At 38.7% G+C, this 1,689-nt stretch carries 2 protein-coding genes; both read right to left on the bottom strand.

Translation table 11 applies throughout. From position 1 onward, the window contains the following. Window positions 1–123: 123 nt before the first annotated feature. Entirely contained in the window at window positions 124–546 is a 423-nt protein-coding gene (locus ACO0LM_RS28580; protein ID WP_423042328.1) for a hypothetical protein, read from the bottom strand. Window positions 547–651: 105 nt separating this feature from the next. After that, on the bottom strand, window positions 652–1,113 hold the full coding sequence (locus ACO0LM_RS28575) for a hypothetical protein (protein ID WP_423042326.1): 462 nt from the start codon (window positions 1,111–1,113) through the stop codon (window positions 652–654). Window positions 1,114–1,689: the final 576 nt, after the last annotated feature.

The raw sequence follows: 1,689 nt of genomic DNA, 5'->3' as shown, positions 1-1,689 counted from the left end.
GTTTGACGGCCAGTTCTTTGAATTCGGTCGTATAAGCTTTTTTGGGTATCCTGTTCATCATTTGTCTTTCCAAAGTTACGTTTATTTTACGTCACCTTTGGGGAACTAAATTTCAGGGGAAGCTCAAAGCACACTTAAATACCAATAACTATCAAGTCTGCTAATCAATGGATTAACGTCGTTTTTGGTATGGATTGAAATATCCATTTCGGGTTGATTTGTTTGGTCATAAACAATATATTCAACTCCCACTCCACCCAGAAAGGATTCTGGTATTTCAACCTCTTTCGTTTCCACCTTATTTTTACTGCGAATTTTATAGTTACAGTCTAACAATCCGTGTAGATCCTTCCCTTTTACAAGGTGGTAACATTCGATCCTTTCGATGTCTTGAGATATACGAACAGAAAAGTGTTTGGTCATTGATATTTTTAAATCAGATTCGCTAATAGTCGATCTCAAAAATACTATCTCAGCACAAACCACAATCAAAATCACTCCGACTATCCAGGCTTTGTACTTCCATTTAGATACATTAATTTTCATATTTTTGTATCATTTCAATTTAGATTTCGTATTCACTTGCTGATTCAAAATTAGGCTATAACACTCGTATAATCATTTCATTGAAAATGGCTGTTTAACGCCAATTTAATTGGCATTGTCCCCGCTACGCCTTTTAATCTCTCCGCACGAGGTTATGATGTCCCATTCTTCCCACCGTCTAGTGTTACCGTTAGAGTGTTTTGCTTTATCGGTCATTTCGTACCTTATAAATGCTTCCAACCGGTCATCAAAGAACACTTCAAAGATGCCTCCTAAACGAAAACCATTAGTTTCTTCTGGTCTGACCTGGCAATTGTCCGGGTGATTTGCGTGGTAGTCACGTCCGGTCTTTTCTGTTGGCCCCAATAATAAATCCCCACGTTCTATCGTCTTGTCATATAGCTTTATGCACATTTCGTCTTTGGGAATAATCCGTTTTTCTCTTGCACAATAATCTGGAGGGCGGGCCGTTACATAGGCGTATAGCAAATAGGTGATCAACAAGCCAGGTATGGCCACCTTGAGAGACTTCATGAATGCTAGGCGTTTCTTCAATGGCTTGTTCATACTGGTTCTCTCAAACAATGTTAATAAATGCTTTGGTTGTTATTTCGCATTCGCTGCACATTTTTTTCTCACAATTACTCAAATTCCAATCAAGCACTTTCATGTTGAACAATTTTCAGTCAAGGCAACAAAACATCCATCACAATGGCACCACTCAGTGAAGCGAGAATGAAGGGAATGTGAAAGTCGTGTGAAGTAATACAGTTTTCTGAAACTGCTTTAGTATTTTCACTGCGGGAGCCAAACGCATTCGCGTTTTTCAGAAAAAATGCGCGTAAGACTATTCTGGAAAGATATGACCTTAAAACCATTCGCCTGCCGACGCAATTGAATTTGTTACAGGTAGCGCTCAATAAAGGACAGGCCATCATTTGATGATTGTGACTTCCCACCAGGAAGTGCATTGAACGGATTTGACTCAGATGAATTATTTCAATTGACAATGTTAAGGAACATCTGATTAAGGTCTAATTTTCTTAAATTTCAAAACCAAGTGCTGGTCATTCATAAAACGTGCACGCAAGAACATGTCTTTCAGTGGAAATTGGGACAGATTTATCCGAATCTCCCTTGTTC

Origin of the sequence: Undibacterium sp. Di26W, from assembly GCF_049340265.1 — a bacterium.
Classification (GTDB): Bacteria; Pseudomonadota; Gammaproteobacteria; order Burkholderiales; family Burkholderiaceae_D; genus Undibacterium.
The sequence above is the reverse complement of the archived record's forward strand: the minus strand, read 5'-3'. Positions and strand labels throughout refer to the sequence as shown.